Annotated in this window: 14 protein-coding genes and 1 pseudogene; 1 reads left to right on the top strand and 14 read right to left on the bottom strand. The window is 56.9% G+C overall.

The annotated features are described in order from the left end of the window. Positions 1 to 42 precede the first annotated feature (42 nt). Positions 43 to 342, bottom strand: coding sequence for a hypothetical protein (locus tag NKH01_RS31885; RefSeq protein ID WP_353024265.1), 300 nt, complete (start codon positions 340 to 342; stop codon positions 43 to 45). A 23-nt stretch (positions 343 to 365) separates the two neighbouring features. On the opposite strand from NKH01_RS31885, the gene NKH01_RS31880 reads away from it, so the two are divergent. Beyond that, positions 366 to 965 (top strand): UPF0149 family protein, encoded by a 600-nt coding sequence (locus NKH01_RS31880; protein ID WP_353024264.1) that lies wholly within the window; start codon positions 366 to 368, stop codon positions 963 to 965. A 74-nt stretch (positions 966 to 1,039) separates the two neighbouring features. Here NKH01_RS31880 and NKH01_RS31875 read toward each other — a convergent pair whose 3' ends face one another. The 13 genes and pseudogenes from NKH01_RS31875 to NKH01_RS31815 form a co-directional block, all read right to left on the bottom strand. Then, the gene (locus NKH01_RS31875; RefSeq protein ID WP_353024262.1) at positions 1,040 to 1,276 is read right to left on the bottom strand and encodes a hypothetical protein; all 237 of its coding nucleotides are present in this window, start codon (positions 1,274 to 1,276) and stop codon (positions 1,040 to 1,042) included. A 1,019-nt stretch (positions 1,277 to 2,295) separates the two neighbouring features. Next, entirely contained in the window at positions 2,296 to 2,529 is a 234-nt protein-coding gene (locus tag NKH01_RS31870) for a hypothetical protein (protein ID WP_353024260.1), read from the bottom strand. Continuing rightward, a complete protein-coding gene (locus NKH01_RS31865) occupies positions 2,526 to 3,491 on the bottom strand; it encodes a nucleoside hydrolase (RefSeq protein WP_353024258.1) in 966 nt (321 codons plus the stop codon). Before NKH01_RS31865 ends, NKH01_RS31870 begins: the two co-directional genes overlap by 4 nt. 17 nt (positions 3,492 to 3,508) lie before the next feature. After that, positions 3,509 to 3,832: a hypothetical protein gene (locus tag NKH01_RS31860; RefSeq protein WP_353024256.1), complete on the bottom strand. Its 324-nt coding sequence runs from the start codon at positions 3,830 to 3,832 to the stop codon at positions 3,509 to 3,511. Positions 3,833 to 4,263: 431 nt separating this feature from the next. After that, positions 4,264 to 4,353 (bottom strand): annotated as a pseudogene (locus tag NKH01_RS31855) (S-(hydroxymethyl)glutathione synthase); the annotation flags it as partial. 100 nt (positions 4,354 to 4,453) lie between these two features. Then, positions 4,454 to 6,043, bottom strand: a complete 1,590-nt coding sequence (locus tag NKH01_RS31850; RefSeq protein WP_353024255.1) for a phytoene desaturase family protein — start codon at positions 6,041 to 6,043, stop codon at positions 4,454 to 4,456. Positions 6,044 to 6,475: 432 nt separating this feature from the next. Beyond that, positions 6,476 to 7,255: an SDR family NAD(P)-dependent oxidoreductase gene (locus NKH01_RS31845; RefSeq protein WP_353024253.1), complete on the bottom strand. Its 780-nt coding sequence runs from the start codon at positions 7,253 to 7,255 to the stop codon at positions 6,476 to 6,478. 284 nt (positions 7,256 to 7,539) lie between these two features. Beyond that, the gene (locus NKH01_RS31840; protein WP_353024251.1) at positions 7,540 to 8,625 is read right to left on the bottom strand and encodes an ABC transporter ATP-binding protein; all 1,086 of its coding nucleotides are present in this window, start codon (positions 8,623 to 8,625) and stop codon (positions 7,540 to 7,542) included. A gap of 98 nt (positions 8,626 to 8,723) precedes the next feature. After that, on the bottom strand, positions 8,724 to 9,536 hold the full coding sequence (locus NKH01_RS31835) for an ABC transporter permease (protein WP_353024248.1): 813 nt from the start codon (positions 9,534 to 9,536) through the stop codon (positions 8,724 to 8,726). Continuing rightward, a complete protein-coding gene (locus tag NKH01_RS31830) occupies positions 9,533 to 10,438 on the bottom strand; it encodes an ABC transporter permease (protein WP_353024246.1) in 906 nt (301 codons plus the stop codon). Before NKH01_RS31830 ends, NKH01_RS31835 begins: the two co-directional genes overlap by 4 nt. A 33-nt stretch (positions 10,439 to 10,471) precedes the next feature. After that, the gene (locus NKH01_RS31825; protein ID WP_353024244.1) at positions 10,472 to 11,554 is read right to left on the bottom strand and encodes an ABC transporter substrate-binding protein; all 1,083 of its coding nucleotides are present in this window, start codon (positions 11,552 to 11,554) and stop codon (positions 10,472 to 10,474) included. Between the two features lie 863 nt (positions 11,555 to 12,417). Beyond that, entirely contained in the window at positions 12,418 to 13,743 is a 1,326-nt protein-coding gene (gene ltrA, locus NKH01_RS31820; RefSeq protein WP_353024242.1) for a group II intron reverse transcriptase/maturase, read from the bottom strand. Between the two features lie 1,969 nt (positions 13,744 to 15,712). Next, entirely contained in the window at positions 15,713 to 17,068 is a 1,356-nt protein-coding gene (locus NKH01_RS31815) for a Glu/Leu/Phe/Val family dehydrogenase (RefSeq protein WP_353024267.1), read from the bottom strand. Between the last annotated feature and the right edge of the window lie 90 nt (positions 17,069 to 17,158).

Genomic DNA, 17,158 nt, shown 5'->3' with positions numbered 1-17,158 from the left:
CCTGCAGCAGGCGCGCTATGAGGCATCGCTCGCCGAGCGCCGCTATGCCGCTTGCGACCCGGAGAACCGGCTTATTGCGGCCCAGATCGAGAAGAGTTGGGAAGCCACGCTCAGGCGCGTGGAGACCTGCGAGGCCCGGCTGAGCGAAGTCCAGCGTGTGGAGCCTGTCGACGCGGTTCCGGACTGGGCTTCGCCCAGAATCTCGAGGCCACCTGGAACGCGCCGAGTGTCGACATGCGCTGTCGTCAGCAACTGCTGCGCGCGCTCATCAAGGACATCGTGGCCGATGTCGATGACGATGCGCGCGACGAGCCGATGCCGTGGAATTGGACGCGTCGCCAAGTGATGCCGCTCCCGTTGGCAGCATGAGCGCGATCGATGACATGGCGCTGTCGGACGAGGCGCTGCAGGCCTGGATGGCCATCAAGACCAACCCCCGCCCGTTGGTGCGGACCCTGTCGGCGCTGGATGGCTTCGTAACGGCGGCAGTCACCGGGCCGCGGTTCGCGGACCCGCAAGACTGGATGTGCCCGCTCATGGGGTTGCCGCGCGACGTCCTGGCCAAGCTCTGCAACCGATCACGCCGTGTTTGCCAGCGTCGCCAGGATCCACAACTGGATCAACGAGACGCTCTTCGACAGACCGCAGGATTATGCGCCCCGATTCGCCACCAGCCCAGCGGCGGCATCGACCCGCGGCCGTGGTGCCAGGGATTCCACGCGGCCATGAATCTCAACATCAAAAAATGGAAACGGCTGCTCGACCTCAACAACCCCAACCACGGCCTGCTGCTGCCGATCCTGATCTACTGCGTCGACAAAAAGGGCAGGCCCGTCCTCGGCAAGCCCAGGCCGGGGCCCGACACCGCGCACTTCATCGAGCACGAGGCGTACAAAGACATCGCCCTCGTCATCCCCGCCCTGCGCGAACTCCACTACGTCACCCGTTATGACGATCGGGAGTGATCGGCGCCGGCGCGCCGACCAAGGAGCGATCTAACCATCAAGACCGATTTCGGGAAGGTGCCTTGGCGCAACGCTTACTCCGTAGAACGCATTTGTGATTGACTTGCCACCCCTCGTCGCAGCAGGGCTCCAATCCGGCGGTAGCCGTAGTGTGTGTTGCCGAGAGCCAGCTTCTGAATGAGATCGCGCAAACCCGTCTCGTCCCGACGAGGGGCCGAATCCAGCCAGTGACGGTAATAGCTCGCGCGGCTGACACCAGCGAGCCAGCACATTCTGTCGACGTTGAATTCGCCTTGCGACAGGCCGCTCATCATTTTTTCGATGACGTTGAAGATCCCATTTCGCCAGGAGCGCTGCTCCGACGCTGATCTTCCTCGAAGTGCCGCAAGGCTTCGCGAAAAAATCGAGATCGAGCTGCTGCTGCCCGACCTTCTGCTCCAGTTCCCTGATCCGGCGCCTGGCCTTGGTCAGTGCCTTTTCCTGAGCTGCCGGCACATCGACTGCACTCTGCAGCTGTGCGGCCCCGTCAACTCCTGCCGTCCTGGCCGGCCGGCCGCGCCGACGTGACTTCAGATTACCATGAAGCCTGAGATGATCACGCGACTCGTAAAGTCGTTGGCGACTGATACCAACCTCATCTGCCAACTTGCTGACGGTTTCGCCGCGCCTCCATGCGCCGGAGAAGCTCCAGCTTTTGGTCATCATCAATAATTCTTTGCCGTCCGGCCATGCCCCAGTTTCCTCTCTTTGCGGTGAAACTGTCCGCGATTTTCCTTGTCTCAGTCTGGGGGTTCACTCCACCCTGTCCGCGAATTACCGAAACCCGCAGATCTCCAGCGCAACGATCTAGCCCCAAAGCCGACAAGTCCTAGCGCGAGCATCACCCCGCCAGCCCCGGCGGCTTTGGCTTCGTAAGCGCGCGGCAGGATGTGTTCTTGATCGCTGCTGATATTTGGGACGAAGCGACTGTTGCGCCCAGTTTTCTAGTTTGCCGTCTCGATTGCTGCAACGCAGGCCGTCAGGCGGTCCGAGAACGGGGCGCTGAGTTGATCGACCAGTCCGTGATCATCGTTGACGAAATCCATTCCCCCATTGCGAAGTCATGGGAAAGCTTAGCAAGCGCCTCCACGCCGAGCCCAACCGGCTTGATCGCCGACATGAGGAACGGTCCGGATGCAACGCCAGCCAACTCGCGGAGCCCGGGCGTTCCCCAGCGCGGGTTTGCACAGAGGCCGCGAACATAGGAATTGAACGTTACCCGTTCCACCTTGGGACCGCGATACATCGAGGCATTGCCAAAAACAATGTAGGAACTGCACAAAGTCCCCGCCTATGCGTCATTGCTATACGATATCTTGGCCTCGAAGCCACGACCACAGCCGCTCTGCTCAACGCTAGATACCTTACCGAGAATGACGCCGTGAACGTAGCCCGCAGGAACGACCTCGAGCGGCACTTCTACTGTCTGCTCTACCGAGACCTTTTGCGCGAATGCGTCCGCATCCTTCTTGCTGACCGCGTCGATCCAGTAGTTGACGGAAAACCGCCCCTCTTGGACACTCATGCGCCCCCCTCGGCAAAAGCCGAAAGCTTCGTGTAAAAGTCACGCATCATCGCGTTGCGATCGATCCACTCGATGTTGGTGATCTGGTGCCGGTCATTGTCGCCCACGATCCATCGCATCTCCGGTGAAATCCCGGGTGACGGCCCCATGCTGCTCTTGATCCATTGATCGTTAATGACGTAGGCGACGCCCCCCATGTCCCAGAGTGCTTTGGTCCACCCCGCGTGGTCGGCAGAGGTACACCCCTCGAAGTTCTTGAACCTTTCCGACAGGAATTTTCCTATGGCGCCATGGGGCTCCACATATCGCTCAATTTCCGGAACGGAAGCTAGCAGATGCGACGTGACTGGAAAGCAAGGCACGTGAACGACCCGAACACCGCAGTCGAAGATCGTCCGCGCTGCACCGGGGTCTTGAACCAAATTGCCCACCGCGGTGTCCGCCCAGTACATGGCGTTGCCCCCGAGCCAGACGACCACGACGCGGTCAATAATGTCGGGCGCCAGCCTGAGGGCGACGGCGATGTTGCTGATAACGCCAATCGCTACGACATAGATCGGGTCGGCGCTAGATGCGGTACGCGCCCGAGTAATGAGGTCGTCCACCGCAGCGGCCGACCTTGGTCTCGGCTCGTCGCGCGCATAGTCCGTCACCCCGCGGAATACTCGGCCAGGCTCGAAATTGCCAAGCAAGTCAACGATCTTTAGTATCTCGTCGTAGCTCTTGATCATACCATCTTCGGGGCTGCTGCTCCTCTCGCTTGTGGGGTAGGTGCCCCTCTCGCTGTAGAACGGCGCTGCATAAATGGCCTCTACAGTCATTTGGCTCGGTGAAAGGATAGCCTGCACGATCGCAAACTGGTCATCGACCTCATTGAAAGCGTCGGTGTCGAGTACCACCCTCACTGGTCGCTTGACGGATTTAGGTTTCGTTGCTTCCGACGCTCGGTCTGCTTCTGTCACTTTAGACAACTCCCCTCTCATTCGCGTCCGCCGCCTGGCAAAGATTGAATTCCCTGGTATCCGGCCGCTCCCGCCGCCGAAGATCTGATTGGCCGCGCTCGCGCAAGCAGGATCTCGTCATAGCTCAGTTCCATGCCATGACCCGGGTTTTCCGAGCGGGCATTATGAAACGGAGCGGCATAGATCGCCTGAAGGTCGAGTCGATCGGCCGATAACAGCATTTGTACGACCGCGAACTGGTCATCGATCTCGTTGTATGTATCGGTGTCCAGAACGCATCTTACGCGGCCTTTTGGCGCTTCGAGCATTCTGATCCGGTCGGCATATCCAATTTGAGTCATTGAGTTTTCTCCCTTAACCGAGATGCTGGCAGCGAGCCGACGGCTTTCCCGTCGCCGGCCGTGAACAAGTAGATATCGTCAGCCTTTGCGCTGAGTTTGACCTTTTCATCCAGATTGAGGACCACCATCCCCTAGCCGTCCGCAACGACATGTGTCTGGGAGAAACGGGATGAAGCGGCTCGGCTTCTCCACATTGATGCGGTTCTTGCTCGGCTTGCTGCTACTGGATCGCCGTCAGTCGCTCTCAACCCTAGATTAGATTATACGAACACTGTTCTGTTTACAGGCAATTTGCCGAATGTCAACGAGGCAGCCGTTAGGATGATGCTATTCTCGTAATGCAGAGGTATGAGGCCAGGGAAGCTGGGGAACGCGAGGAATTAATTCTCGCAGGAGGCGGCCGTTCTGCCGAAACGCCGGCCAGGCCGATATTTGGTGCAGCCGCAGGCGTGGTTCTGGGCGATCTGGCCCTTGACCTTCACCTTCACCGGCTTGCTGGTGCAGGCGCAGACCAAGCACCCCAAGATCGACAACGGCCTGCCCAAGGAAAGCGCGAGCTCAGTTTGAGAGTGTCTGTCGCCTGGGCGATACCGTGGGAACGAACTCTTAGCTCCGTCAGTTTCAAGATCGTTTCTTCCCGCGATCTCGCAGGATCTCCCGCACCGCGTTAAAACCTGGCAAGCCAGTGACGCCCCCGCCAGGGTGGCAGGAGGAGCCACATTGATATAGCCCTTGGATGGGTGTCCTATAGTCCGCGTAGTGCGGGTACGGCCTGCGCGAGAACAATTGATCGGGAGTCATCTGCCCATGCAGGATGTTGCCCCCTGGTATGTTGAGGATGTTTTCGATATCGGTGGGAAGCAGGACCTGATAATCTATGATCTCGTTCGTAAATCCTGGAACAAATTCATCCAGTACGTTCCAAACAGTTTGGACGAACTCGGATCGGCGTGACGACCAGTCTCCCTCGCGTAGTTTATATGGAACATGACCCCCGTAGAGGTTTACGACATGCTTACCCTCGGGCGCCATGCTCTTATCGAGGTAGGTTGGTGTCGCCACGGTCATCCACGGGACCTGGGCGAATTTTCCGTACTTCGCATCATCGTATGCTTTTTCTAGGTAATCTATGGTGGGCCCGATATGCACGAATGCTGATACTGGCCTGCCAGTGTCTGACCCAAGGCATTTGAGCTGAGGCGGCCGATTGCAAGCGACGTTGATTTTCCAGTTCGTGCCGACAGTGTTGAATTTTTCCAGTGATTGAACAAGATCATCAGGAAGATGTTTTCGCTCAACGACCTTACCAAAAAGAATTTTCGAATGCATACTGCTAGCTACAATTCGGGCGCGATACTCTCGGCCATTTTTGGTTGCTACGCCGTTGAGCTTGCCGCCGTCGACGATAACGTGTTCGACCTCAGCGTTAGTGTGAATCTCTACACCTAAGCTCTGAGCGGACGCCGCCAAGGCTTTCGATACGGTTCCCATGCCTCCGATAACGTGCCCGCGCACTATTTCGTGGGAATGATCAGTGAGCATATTGTAAAGGCACGCAAGCGCGGATCCTCGCGAATGCGGGCCTACGAAATTGCCAATGCCCGCCTGATAAGCGAACATCGCACGAACGGCGTTGTTCTCAAACCAATGGCTCAGATATTCCTCGGCGCTTTGAGTCATAAGTTCGACAAAATCAAACATCTTGGTTCTGAACCCAAAGTTCCGCCAAGAGAATGCGAGCGTCTTAGTGACATCACGGAACGTTGAAGCAGTTGGATCTGGCGGAACCTCCGTGCCGAGATGGCGCATGTAAGCCGCTAGTCCATTATGAAAGTCGACGAACTTCGGATACGCTTCAGCGTCTCGCGTCGAGAGCTGCTCAATGTTCTTCGCGGTTGCTGCGACGTTATCATTTGTTATCAAGCAACGTCCGTCTTCTGTCGGACTGAAGAGGTCGCCATAGGGGACGGCTTTCAGACCAAATTTCCCAAGGTCCAGATCTTTGATGATTTGCGGGTAAAGGTGCTGCAACCCGTATGAAAAAACTGAGAATGTGAAGCCGGGAAACACCTCGTCAGAAAATGCGGCACCGCCGACTGCGTGCCGCCGTTCCAGAACAGCCGTTCGCATTCCTGCTCGTGCCAAATAAGCCGCACACACTAGGCCGTTGTGTCCGCCTCCTAATACGACTGCGTCATAGTGGTTTGTCATGAGTCACCTCCTGCCTTTGCGCATAAGACTGGTGCGCCCCTAGCACCGCAGCGGCCCCAGCAGTTCCCACAGAACGCCCCCCGGGAACACGGACGCTTTTTGCCATCCGTCGCGGCTCATATGTGAAACACCGTTCTGCTTTTAAGCGCAATGGTTGTGGCTGTCAATGTTCGGATGGTCTATTTGCCGAACGATGTTTTTCTTTTTCCGCGCGCCACGAAGGGCTCAACAATTGGGTAGAGGCGACGCTCTTCCCTGTGGCGGACATAGCTTATGCACGATGACCATTGCGCTCGCGGGCCGTCTCAAAGCCAATCCGGCATGTGTTCGGCATCTCTTTTTCGCCCGTGTGCACACAGGTGCGGCCGATATTACTGGAAGAGCGAAATAGCTCCTTTTGGTTTCTCTAGGCAGCGTGAGCCCGTGTCCGGATTACTGCCTTCTTGCAAGTCCAGGGATACGATCCAAGAGTGTTTGAGAAAGGCCACCATCAACTCCAATATTCTGTCCCGTCACATAGCGGTTCGTGGGGTCAATCAAAAACTCTACCAAGCGCGCAACGTCCGAGGGCTGTCCGATAGTACCCAAAGGCACAATGGCCTCGCGCGCCCTCAACATCCGTTCGTCCTGATACACTGCTTCAGTCATCGGGGTTCTGATCATACCGGGCGACACGCAATTGACGCGGATACCGTATCGTCCCCACTCAATCGCAAGCTGGCGACAAAGCATTGTTAGTGCGGCTTTAGCAGAGCTGTAAGCGCCGGTGCCGCGATGGGGATGGCTGCCGGACTGCGATGATATCGCCACGAAGCTCCCGCGGCTGTCGCACAAATGGGGGAATGCAGCCTTCGCAAGCAACCAACTCGCTCGACATGTAATAGCAAACATGCGGTCCCATGCCTCCAACTCCAGTGACTCCAACGGAGCCGGGTCGGCAATGCCGGCATTGGAAACAATGGCATCGAGACCGCCAAATTCTTCCACTGCCCGGGCCACTAATTCTGCAGGTGCTTGAGGTTGGCTAAGATCGGCTGTCACGATCACGACTGTGGAGTCCCGAAGCCGACAAGCGCTCGCCAACTCTTCGACCAGCTCTGTCGACCGCCGCACACACATCACCAGAGAGAGAGCCGTGCCGTGCGTATCGGCGAGTTGCTCGCAGATCGCTCCGCCGATCCCGGCGCTAACACCTGTCACAAGTACCTTCAAGGGGGTCACCGCGTGACCCGACGCAGGTCACGAGAGGCACATTCGCCCTTCATGCGTTGCAAGGCTCGGCAAGGCGAAGTGGCTGGAGACAATGACTGCGATAGACGGTCGACTATGGGCATGCCAAAATCTTTCTCGATGCAAGTGTTAGTCGGAGCGTCGGAGCCGCAGCAGCCGGAGTCCGATATGTAGCCCTGCCGCCGAGTCTCGATGCGAAACTCGGACAACAAAACATCGAAATGCGTCCGTTTGGCTGCTGCCTGGGACAGCGCTGATCGTTAACTCTAGCTGTTTCGGGGGACGAGGACTGCATCCCCAGTCGCGAAACGCAAACCTAGGATTTGGTTGCGCTCGAAACGGCGCGATTGGTTTGGCTTTGCTAGGACAGTAAGGACACCCATGGGCGTCTCAACGCCGAGGCGAACTGAACTCCCTAGGTAGACGATACTTTGTATTCGACCTTGCAGCATTGCCTCACCGTCCGAGCAGACCTCGATTTCCTCGGGCCGCAGCATCAGGAGATAAGGTTGTGACGGATGTACGGTTATATCGGGGCTGATCCGCACCACCTGACCATCCAAGAGGGTGAATTCCCTTTCGGAAGTCTGATTGACGGCGACCAGATTCGCCTCACCAAGAAAGTTCGCAACGAACTCCGTTCGCGGTCGTTGATACAACGTTTCGGGATGTGCAACTTGCTCGATCCGTCCATCCCGCATCACGGCCGCACGGTCGGAAAGCATCAAAGCCTCTCCCTGATCGTGGGTCACGTAAACGATTGTCAGGCGCAGCCGCTCCTGAAGGCTGAGCAGCTCAAGTTTCAGCTCATCGCGGAGATTCTTATCCAGCGCTCCCATCGGCTCATCCATTAGAAGCACGTGCGGCTCGTACACCAACGCACGCACTAGGGCGACCCGCTGGCGCTGTCCTCCCGAGAGCTGTTGCGGCAATCTATGGGCGAACTTGTCCGCTGGAAGCTTAACCATGTCCATTGCGCGACGCACGCGGTCATTAGTCTCTGATTTCGACATGCGCCTAAGTTTGAGAGGATAGGCGATGTTTTCATAGACGTTCATATGGGGGAACAACGCATAGCTTTGGAAGACCATCCCAATTCCCCGAGCGAAGGGCGGAACTGAGGTGACATCCTTCTCGCCGATGAGAATTGATCCCGATGTCGCTCTCTCGAAACCGGCCAGCATCATCAGTGCTGTTGTTTTCCCCGACCCAGACGGACCTAGCAGCGAAAGAAACTCGCCTGGCGCGATATCGAGGCAGACGTTGTCGACGGCTCGAATTACTCCATACTCCTTGGTGAGATTCCTCATCTGCACACGAGAGCCGGCCATTGCACCGAAATTTTCTGACAACTGAACTCCTCCTACGCGATCTTTCGATCGCGAAACGTTAGAATGTATCCCCATGAAACGTTCCTTTTGAGACGGATCTGAGTACGGTACGCGGCTCGCTAGATTGCTGAGGCTGTCTCCGCCCACCGCCGCTGCCAACGCTGCAACTGGCCCAGCAATGACATCAACACCAACGCAATGATGATTTGAATCGTTGAGACGGCCGCCACGACAGGCGAAACAGCAAGCGAAAGGCTGGAAAAGACCCGAACAGGCAGGGTCGGTGTCATCGAACCAGACAAGAAAACCGTCACCACCACTTCGTCAAAGGAAATCAAAAATGCGAACAATGATCCTGTGACGATCGCAGGAAGATTAGCGGGAACGGTGACGTCTCGGATGGCACGCCAGCGGTTCGCGCCAAGACTCAGCGCCGCGAGCTCAATACTTGGGTCGTTGCGTGTCAAAGCCGACGACACAATGAGATACACATAGGGTACGCCCAAGACAGTATGCATGATGGCGAGCCCGATGTTCGATCCAATCATGTTCAGCCTGAAGTACAAGGAATAGCCGCCGGTCGCCAGGATAATTGGAGGAACCACCAATGGGACGATGGCAAAGGCCTCAACGATTTGTTTTCCGGGCAATCTGGTACGGGCTATTCCAAATGCAGCCACGGTGCCAATGAGTGTCGCGAACAGGGTTGCGAGAGAACCCACCAAGAGCGAGCGCACCACAGCTGCGTTCCATCGCTCGTCAAAGAAGAACTCCGCATACCAACGCCATGAGAACAAATGGGGTGGGAACCTTAGGACTTCGTCCGTGCTAAATGAAAGCCATATTACAACAAGTGTCGGCCCGATTAGATAGAGAGCTACCAGAGCAATTAGTAAATACCGAACACGGCGAACAGTATTGGTGTCACTCATGCTCGTCCACTCCTGTAATGCGCTGCAATGGAGCCGATTTTGCTGGCAACAAGCAGCAAGGACAGAGTGACAAGCAAAAGAAGAACAGACATAACCGCTCCGCCCTTTAGGTTATAGAACGTCATGACCTCGGTACTGATAACGTTTGAGATCATCATACTCTTCGGTCCTCCGAGAATTGCCGGAGTGATATAAAATCCTAATGAGATGACGAAAACCAGAACAGCCGCAACGCCTGCCCCTTGCTTGGTCAGTGGCAGAACGATCTTGAAAAATGTTTGCCGTCCTCGCGCGCCGCAGATTGCCGAAGCACGCAGCAGATCAAAGTCAAGTCCAAGAAGGATCGTAAAAATGGGCAAGATTGCGAATGGAAGCATTGCCTGAACCATTCCCACCAACACAACTGGCTCTGTGTTAAGCAAACCCAAAGGATGATCGATCAACCCTGTCTCGAGCAGCAATGTGTTGATCATCCCAAAGCGGCTAAACAACGCTGTCCAGGCGTAAGTCCTGACGACAATGCTGGTAAAAAGCGGAAACATGATAAGCGCGAGAGCAACGGTCCGGACACGCGGCGAGCTCCTCCACATCGCATAAGCCATCGCGTATCCAACAACCACGCTTATGGCTGTGACGAACAGCGAAATGCGAATTGTTCTCAGCGCCACGGTCTCAAATAACGGATCAGTTAGGACCTCGGAGAAAAGCGCGGCGGCCTCGTTGAAGCCACCGCTAAATATGGCCATTATCAGCGCGACGATTGGCCCGAAGAAAAATAACCCGACCAACATCAAGAGCGGGGAAACGCTGGCAAACCCAACTGGTTGAGAGAGGACGACCCCCCTGTCAACTTCCGCGACGGCGCTTCCCCGCCCTGCTTTCGTATTATTTTCCAATTGCATGTCACTCCATCATTGGTGGATGCTTTCGGCTGCTTACTGGCCGACGTAGGCCTGCCAAGCCTTTCCCAGCTCTACCTGCTGCCTCGACATTATCTCAAAGAGCGCGTCAGGCAGGGTGGTCAACACAGCTTGGGCTTCGGGCGTGACGCTGATAAACGGCTTCAAGTTGTCTGGCAGGTAGGCCACAGATTCGGGGTTAGGTGAACTGTAGCCGACCAGCTTGGTGAACTCCGCCTGCCGCTTCGGATCCAGCATGTACACGGCGAAGGCATCGAGGACATCCGCATTTTTAGTACCCGTCGTGTAGGTAAGATAACCGGGGAACTGGATGCCACCGTTATACTGGATCTTCCATTGCGGGTTGGCCAGCGCCGCCTGAATGACCCTGCCGTCCCAACACAGGCAATAATCCACACTGTTATCGATCATCAATTGGGCCATCTGGCTGCCATTGGCCCAATACGCCGTGATTTGGTCCTTTATGGGGTCAACGACTTTCAGGCAGCGATTGACATCGATTCCCTTGGTTAATTCATTAACACTGACCCCGTCGCTCAGGAGTGCCAAAGCGCAGACAAACTGCGCTTCACCAGCCAGGGAACTTACGGCCCGGGGTCCTTTGATGTTCGGGTCAAAGAAGTCCTTGACGCTCTTGAGCGGCACGACGTTATCGGCGTCGCGATAGGAAACGGTTACGACCGAGTTGAGGACAGGCACACCGTAATCACTCCTCACCGCCTTCGGCAGCTTTTCGAGACCAGGAATTTTTGAAACGTCAATTTTTTGAATGACTCCGTCCTTAATGAACTTCGGCATATACGGGGCATCGACGCTCGACATTCCGTCCCACTCGACCTTCCCAGCCTTGACCTGCGCCGAGACTGCGGCGACCGACTCGTCTGCACCGGCTTCAACGAGGCGAATTTTCGCTCCGGTTTCCGCTTCGAATGGCTTGATATAAGCCTCTTCTAGAGCAGTGGTGTATTTCCCGCCGGGACTCTGGATAACGGCTTCCTTCCCTTTGATGTCCGCAGCGAACACTGCCGAAGACGCTATTGCGAATGCCGCAGTGATGCCGATGTATTGCATCGGCTTTCTACGGCCGATGTATTGCATCGGCTTTCTACGCAAGCATTTCATAGTCTCTCTCCTCTGGTTTCACGCCTTACAGTCGTGATGGCCTGCACGCTCGGCTCTCTCCGAGCTCAAGTGATCGCAGCTCGTTTGCTCAGGCTTCGCGCGGCAGACTGACGGGCCCGATGCAGCTATTGCATTGGGACAAACCTCTTGTTCTATCAGCCTGACGTTGGGTCGATGCTTGCCTGAGCATTTCATCCTGCTCCCAGCCGCCTTCTGGCGATCTTTTTTTTGGAATGTGTTTCCACTTTAGAACAGCAGCTCATATTGATGTCAAGTCGAATAGTCTGGATTAAACGCCGGCGGATCAAAGAGCTGAACTGGGATCCTACCTGAGGCAAATGGGTATTTGCGGCCGCTTTTTTGCCCTCAGCCGGCGGGTGCCGGAGCGTGCTTCTTAAACCGTGGTAAAGGGAACGGTGGATCCTAAGGCGCATGCTCCGACCCTTCTCAACCCGTAATAGGAGAACAGCGTTCTATTATAACCGCTTGGTCGAATTGTCAACGAGAGGAACAGGAGAATGGTAAGGGACGGGCCCGATTAGCTCAGGGAGGAAAATTTGCGCAGACGTGGTACCCAGGTTAAGGACATCCTTCGGTGCTGACTTGTCCAGCTTGCGATAGTACCTATTTATCGGACGAACCTATTAAAGCGCGGGTTTCGGTAACGGTTGGCTGCGGCATTCCCAACGCGAAGCGATTTAGAGGGTGGCTGATCAAGGTAGTGGTCGAATAGCTCAACCATTCGGCTTTCGACCGGGTCACCGGAGGCGGTCGCCCGCCCCCGGTTCCCACAGAACGTGGCGTGCGGAGCTACCGCACCACGCTCTTCGGCAGTTGCTTCACAGCACCGCAAGTGCCCGCAGCCCCCTGTATGGGAGCCGCAGTTTCGGATGCAGTAGCGGGGTCCGTTCTTTGATCTGGTGGAAGGCGTCCCAGTCGAGGCGACCGCCGTCACGGCTGCGACTGCACAGCATCTTGCGCCAGTAACGCTCAGCGGCCCGATACACCTTGGTCAGCGACCGGATATTTCCGGCAACACCATAATAGGCACAGTGGCCACGCAGGGCAGCGTTTATCGCTCTGACCTGATCACTGATCGCGTGATGCCGTATTTGTCGCATCAACTCCTGCAACGACGACACGCTCCTTTGAAGCCGAGACTTCTCCGTGCGCATGCCAACCTTGAAGTTACCCTTCAGGTTCCGCGTGCAGTACAGCGTCATGCCCAGAAAATAGAATGTCTCCGGACGGTTTCTGCCGCGTTTGCCCGCGTGTCGTTGTGCGAACCGACCAAACTCGACCAGCTTGGTCTTGGTCGGTTCGAGGGTGAGGCCAAACTTCCCCAACCTGTGACGCAAGGCCTCCTGGACGCGCAGAGCGTCCGAACGATATTGGAAGCAGATCACAAAATCGTCGATATAGCGCACCAGCCGAGCCTCGCCCCGTAACCGGGTCTTCACGATACGCTCGAACCAAAGGTCGAGCACATAGTGCAGATAAACGTTGCTGAGCAAAACGCTGATCGATCCGCCTTGTGGAGTTCCTTCGTCGCTCGGATGGACCGCTCCGTCTTCCAGTACGCCCGCTTTCAACCAGCGCCTGATCAAGCTGATCAGGCGTGGATCCCCGACTCGGTGTTCAACAAACCGGAGCATCCATTCATGGGAAAGGCTCCCGAAGAAGTTCTTCAAGTCCGCCTCCAGCACCCAACCCGTCAGGCCGCCGGCGATCGCCTCATTCAGGGTCGCCAGAGCGTGATGGGCGCTAAGCTGCAGCCTGCCGCCGAACGAGCAGGGCAAGAAGTCCTCCTCGTAAATCGCCGACAGCACCTCAGCCGTACTGCGCTGAAGCGCCCGGTCCGAAACGGTTGGCACCCCGAGCGGGCGCTTCTCCGTCTTGCCGGGCTTGGGGATGTAAACTCGCCGTACTGCCGGCGCGCGATATCCCTGGCGGTGAATGGATTGGAGCATCGGCTCTATCCACTCTCCAAAGCTCTCCTTCGCCGCCTTCACCGTCTGACCATCCACCCCGGCGGCCGAGCGCTGCGGAATCCTGAACAGACTCCTCTGCACCCGTTCGCGGGTGATATGATGGGCAAGCGACGTAAAGCGGAGTTTCGGCTCACACCGAGCTTTCGCTGCTATACGTTCAAGCTCTGTTTCCATGGTCAGCTAATCTTCCCTTTGCATGAAAGGCCGTGTCTCCCGTTGAATGGAGCCCATGTTGCCCAAGAACATTTCAACTACCGCTGACCGCTTCCCCATGTGGCCGGTTCTCCCGTCCTCGGAGTACATCAGTCAGTCTGACTTCCACCCGGTCATCAGCCCCTTCTCACCTCATCGGCTTGGCAGGTCCTACAAGCTTGCGCTTGAACCGGATGGATCTCCCTTGTTCACGTCAAATCCTTCGATTGCATGCTGGCGGTACGAACCCCGGGAGCACCTCATACCACTCGCAATGACGCGGCATGCGATTCCGCCTTCCCCTTTGAGGGACAGGGTCGGCTACTCCGATCTCGATCGATTTCGGGGCTATCTATCCGTTCACGTATGTTCCGGCCTACAATCTCCTTGTCTACGCTTCGCAGCGGCCGTTACCGGACACCACGCAAGACTCAGTACACGGCTGCTCGCTAGGCTTTGCCGTGGCCGTCATCTCAGACGGCTGAATTCAACGCGCTTGCAAGGCGCAACCCTCACAGACCCGGACGAGCGGATTTCCCGCACTAAAATGTGTTCGAGCACACTTGGTGCGTAATGTGGCTTCGGTAGAGATGTCGCGTTGGCCGCCGCAGGGCAGAGGCGGCAGCGGTGAGGATCTGATCGCCATATAACAACTGGATACAGGTGATCGGATTTCCCACCTCACTGGAGATCCGAGGCATGTTGGAGGACTTATTCGCCTACCCGAAGGTCCTCGCGCGTCGCCCTGACGCCCCCCGAGGCCTCGAAGCGGCTGTGCTATCTCAAGCATCCCGATCAGCGTGCGGATGTGAGACTTTACCCTTGGCGCATCGCTTACGACTTTACTACGCACGGCCCACGAGTTGCTGGTAATTGCGGAGTGGCTCTGTCCGGCGGCAGGTGCGTCAGGCAGGCCGAGATCGACGCGGCCGCTCAATCTTCGATGCCTGAAACAGAGCCTGGGGTGAGAAGTGGTCACGGCGTTTTTTCCATGACGTCGCCGCAGCGTGGCTTTGCTTTCTTGGCACGAACCGGCTCCCACGAACCGAAGGTCCATTGTGAAAAGGTCGACGGACTTCATCGCCTATCAACATGATGAGCGTGGCTTGTCGGCGAGCACCCTAGCCAACCAACGCTAGAGACTTTCCTCGAACATTAGGCGTCGAAAAATCTTCGATCGCCGACATCACCGTTGCAGACGTAGACGCTTTCCTCGACGTAAAGAGTCGTGGCGGGTGGTCTCGGGTGTCCGTAGCGACGAGCGCGTCCGCCATGCTCAGCGTCGACAATGGTGTTGCCCCAGGAATCGCCGCAGCGATCGACGCGCCGTGACTGTTCATGGAAGAAGCTTGCCGATGGGCCTGGCATGGCCCGATGTCCAGCGCTCTTTGAGAGCACGAGGAACAGGACCGCGCGTGCCGTCCGTGACACGCGATTCTAAAAGCTGCTGGCGATCTACGGACTGCCAAGCGGCGAAGTCCGCGGTCTTTGTCTCGAAGACATCGATTGGACGAGAGAGGTCATCAACGTGACCCGGTCCAAGCAGCGCAAGACGCAATACTACCCCTTGTGACCTCCGTCGCCACGCTGTTGTGGGACTGTCAGGAGTTCCGTGTGTGGGCGAGGGGTTGAACATTACACCGCCATGGTGCAGAAAGCTGGGGATCAGCTTCTGGATTTAACTCGGCGACCGCTTCGGTATCCCGGGCGTCAACATCCCACCGCTCCCCCATGCTCGTCGCTGTTCGCTGAACTCGCATCACTTAAACGCCACCGCTTTTGCCCGGGTTACATGCGCTTCACCTCGCCGCCAAATGCAACCTGCGCCCTGCCGATGGGGAGGGGCGCAGGGTCGCAGTCAATGGGCAGTCAAAGGGAGGGACCGGACGGCAGCGGCGTCTGAATTGTCCGTTCGAGTGTTGATGCAACAGCTTGTCACAAATGCGGATGCTCAGATTCCGATTGCCTCGTAAGCAGCTGCAATCCTGCGAATGGCTGTGACATAGGCGGCCGTCCTATAGTCACCTAGTTCAGGCTCTGCCTCTAAGAGGCCGGCCATGCTTTCCCAGGTGTTGCGCATAACATCTTCGAGACCGGAGCGAACAAGATCGATTTCGGCGCCACCTTCCAAGAATTCGTCACGCATATCAGCGGGAAACGACTTGCCTGTCATCCGCTCAAGCGCGGTCGCAATCGTCTGATTGCATCGCTCTCGCCGTCGTCTTTCCATAAGGCCAAATGGGATGTGGGTCAGGTTCTTAACCCATTCGAAATAGCTCACCACTACCCCGCCGGCGTTGACGTAGAGATCAGGGAGGATCGTCGCGCCTCGAGAGCGCAGGATCTTGTTGGCGTCGAATGTAACCGGACCGTTGGCGGCTTCTACGATGAGCTCCGCTTTAATGCGCTCGGCGTTGTCGCCGTGAATGGCATTCTCCAGGGCGGCCGGGATGAGAATGTCGCAAGGCTCTTCTAAACCCGACATGTCGCCGGCGAACGACTTCGCCCCTGCAAATCCTAGGATGCTGCCGGTGCGCACCTGGTGTTGCTTGAGTGCCTCCACCGCCAGGCCCTCCGGGTCGGCGACATATCCATCTCGTTCCGCAACAACTGTAATGCGTGCACCATCTTGCTCGGATAGGAACTTCGCGGCATGGTATCCAACATTGCCAAACCCCTGAACCACGACAGATGTATCGTTCAAGTCTCGCCGGCCACCGATCCCTGAAGTGCGCGAGTCTCGGAGATAACTCTGGATGGCGAATTGCACGCCGCGACCTGTGGCTTCCGTTCGTCCGGCGATGCCCCCCTTCGAGAGCGGCTTTCCCGTCACGCAGGCGCGGGCGTTGACGACGTCGGTTGGATTTGCACGACGAAACTCATCGACCATCCATGCCATTTCGCGCTCCCCCGTGCCAACGTCAGGCGCAGGCACGTTTAGCCCCGGGCCGATAAGACCGCGCTTGGTAAGTTCCTGAGTGAAGCGGCGCGTTATGCGTTCAAGCTCTGGAACGCTCCATTCGCGCGGGTCAATCTTGAGCGCACCCTTGGAGCCGCCGAAAGGAACATCGACCAAGGCGCACTTAAGGGTCATCAGAGCAGCAAGCGCCTCCACCTCTTCGGCATCTGCGTCGGCCGCAAACCGAAGGCCGCCTTTGACTGGCTCGCAATGTTCGCTATGGACCGAGCGCCAGCCTACAAAGCTATACATGCGCCCACGAAGTCGGACTCCAAAGCGCACCGTATATGTCGAATTGCACTGTATGATGCGCTCCGCCAAGCCCTCCGGAAGATCAATAAAGGACATGGCGTTTCGAAAATTTAGGTCGATGCTCTTCAGAAACCCGAGGCGGTATTTAGGACCAAAGCATCCATTGGCTGTTTCCCTGTGAATTGG

Origin of the sequence: Mesorhizobium sp. M1403, from assembly GCF_040317695.1 — a bacterium.
GTDB lineage: Bacteria > Pseudomonadota > Alphaproteobacteria > Rhizobiales > Rhizobiaceae > Mesorhizobium.
The sequence above is the reverse complement of the archived record's forward strand: the minus strand, read 5'-3'. Positions and strand labels throughout refer to the sequence as shown.

What these genes read in the sequence shown, in the direction of transcription:
- NKH01_RS31860 (WP_353024256.1), bottom strand. Translation starts at nt 3,832, where the DNA reads ATGACTCAAATTGGATATGCCGACCGGATCAGAATGCTCGAAGCGCCA.
- NKH01_RS31830 (WP_353024246.1), bottom strand. Translation starts at nt 10,438, where the DNA reads ATGCAATTGGAAAATAATACGAAAGCAGGGCGGGGAAGCGCCGTCGCG.
- ltrA (WP_353024242.1), bottom strand. Translation starts at nt 13,743, where the DNA reads ATGGAAACAGAGCTTGAACGTATAGCAGCGAAAGCTCGGTGTGAGCCG.
- NKH01_RS31880 (WP_353024264.1), top strand. Translation starts at nt 366, where the DNA reads ATGAGCGCGATCGATGACATGGCGCTGTCGGACGAGGCGCTGCAGGCC.
- NKH01_RS31815 (WP_353024267.1), bottom strand. Translation starts at nt 17,068, where the DNA reads ATGTCCTTTATTGATCTTCCGGAGGGCTTGGCGGAGCGCATCATACAG.
- NKH01_RS31835 (WP_353024248.1), bottom strand. Translation starts at nt 9,536, where the DNA reads ATGAGTGACACCAATACTGTTCGCCGTGTTCGGTATTTACTAATTGCT.
- NKH01_RS31870 (WP_353024260.1), bottom strand. Translation starts at nt 2,529, where the DNA reads ATGAGTGTCCAAGAGGGGCGGTTTTCCGTCAACTACTGGATCGACGCG.
- NKH01_RS31875 (WP_353024262.1), bottom strand. Translation starts at nt 1,276, where the DNA reads ATGAGCGGCCTGTCGCAAGGCGAATTCAACGTCGACAGAATGTGCTGG.
- NKH01_RS31825 (WP_353024244.1), bottom strand. Translation starts at nt 11,554, where the DNA reads ATGCAATACATCGGCCGTAGAAAGCCGATGCAATACATCGGCATCACT.
- NKH01_RS31850 (WP_353024255.1), bottom strand. Translation starts at nt 6,043, where the DNA reads ATGACAAACCACTATGACGCAGTCGTATTAGGAGGCGGACACAACGGC.